At 54.3% G+C, this 2,018-nt stretch carries 2 protein-coding genes; one reads left to right on the top strand and one right to left on the bottom strand.

Annotated features, from left to right (window positions below; genetic code table 11):
- A partial coding sequence (locus tag J0A65_RS22675) for a hypothetical protein (protein WP_206596572.1) occupies window positions 1-1,336 on the top strand: 1,336 nt, incomplete at its 5' end.
- Window positions 1,337-1,614: 278 nt separating this feature from the next.
- Here the strand turns inward: J0A65_RS22675 and J0A65_RS22670 are convergent.
- A partial coding sequence (locus J0A65_RS22670; RefSeq protein ID WP_232850111.1) for a methyl-accepting chemotaxis protein occupies window positions 1,615-2,018 on the bottom strand: 404 nt, incomplete at its 5' end.

The raw sequence follows: 2,018 nt of genomic DNA, 5'->3' as shown, positions 1-2,018 counted from the left end.
AGTATTTCGTCGCATCAATTCCGGTGGCAGAAAACTATCCAGACAGGAGCTACGGATCGCGGGCTCGACCGGGCAATTCGCTCAGACTGTTCGTATGATCGCGACAAAAATCAGGGGGGACGTCTCGGCATCGGACGAACTTCCGCTGAACGAGATGAAAAAAATCAGCATCACTAATCGCGATTTGCCGTATGGCATCAATGTCGACGAAGTGTTCTGGATCAAGCAAGGCGTGCTGACTAAGGAACAAGTACGCGAATCCCGAGACGAGGAAATTGTTGCGGATATCCTCGCCTTCATGCTGCTCGACGACAAGCCGCCGTCACGCAGCGAATTCCTTGATGATTTCTTTGGCTACAGTGATGGAGAAGCTCAGCAGCAACGGCATTCTCAGATTGAGCTCGCACTCCAAAAGTACACTTCCGAGATCGCGGCCTCAGACTTTCAGCGCGTACTTGACCAAATTAAGATCACGCTAAATCGCTCCGGTCGAACACTTGGCCAGCTACTCTTCGGTGCTGCCCCAGCAAGAGCGCCGCGATACTTTCAGGTTGTGTTCCTGGCCATGCATCGGCTGATCGTTGCACAGAACCAGGAGGTCGCTGATCAAGATCGTTTGATTGAGCTAATTGAGGGAAGCGGCGAAGGGATTGACGTACCCGAGGGCGGTCGCTGGGGTGCAGCAGACCGCGAAAACACAGTCAATAGTGCTTCAGGGAGGTATGGCCCTGCATTCGGCCCTGCCAAAGGCTACGACCCTGCACAGGTACGTTGGATCACGCAGATGGAGAACATCCTGACGCAGTCATACACCGAACAGGCAGCATATGACTTCAAACAAGGGTTTCTTCGCCTCGACGGTAAACACGCGTTCGACGAGGACAGCTTCGAAAAAATTCTGAAAACGTTGGCTGGCATTGCCAATATCCGCAAGGGAGTACGAGGGTACGTACTTGTTGGGGTCGCAGATACTGAGGCCGATGCTCACAGAGTTACGCAACTCTACGGTGTGGACATGCGGCCGTTTGAACGGTTCTTCATAACGGGAATGGAGCACGAAGCCGAAGCACTGGGCAAGACTCTCGATGTTCTCTTCATGGAGCTAACGACGCGAATTAAGAACTCAGCTCTTTCCGAACCTCTTAAGGACTATGTTGCCCGCAATGTGAAGGCGGTAAGGTATTACGACAAAACAGTTTTCATCTTCGAAGCGCAAGCACAGGAAGAGCCGTCGAACTATGGCAACACCTTCTTCATAAGACATGGAAACAAGTTAAACGAAGTGCCCGCGGCACAGTACGGGGAGCTATTCAAACGATTCATGGCAGGTCTGTAGCCTGCATATGAAAGGTGAATCGCCCTTGATTTTGTAGAGACATCCGGGCGGCTTCTGAACTACCTCCGCTCCTATCTACTCCACTGGCCGCTTTTGGCCGATAGCAACCAGTCAGCGACGTCCGCTTCCAAGCAGAAGCGGACAGTTGTCCGAGCCACCATGACCTTGCCTGACGCGTCGTTCTGCAATCAAAACGCTGTGCGTGGTCGCTCTGAACACCAGCTGGCGCAGGCATCAAGCACTGGATGATCGAGGCGAGACACCGTTGCCCGCGCGTCTCAATCCGTACGGAAACGCCCGACCAGCGTCTTCAGCTCACTGCTCAGTGCGCTTTGCTCTTCGGCGTAGCTCTCGACCTCGGCAGCCTGAGCCGAGATCTGCGCAACCGCATCGTTGATGGTCACGATGCTCTGATTGATCTCCTCGGTGACCAGATGCTGTTCCTCGGTGGCGGTCGCAATCTGCATGGTCATGTCGCGGATCATCTGCACCTTGCCTTCGATGCTTTCGAAAGCCGCCAGCACTTCCTCGGACGACCTGATGGCGCCTTCCGACTCGACCAGGCTCTGATTCATGCTCACCGTCACCTCCTTGATTCGGCTGACCAGGAGGTTGAGGATATGGTTGATCTCCCCGGTGGAGTCCTGGGTGCGCTTGGCAAGATGACGCACCTCATCGGCGA

The organism is Bowmanella yangjiangensis (assembly GCF_017255015.1).
Taxonomy (GTDB): Bacteria; Pseudomonadota; Gammaproteobacteria; order Enterobacterales; family Alteromonadaceae; genus Bowmanella; species Bowmanella yangjiangensis.
The sequence above is the reverse complement of the archived record's forward strand: the minus strand, read 5'-3'. Positions and strand labels throughout refer to the sequence as shown.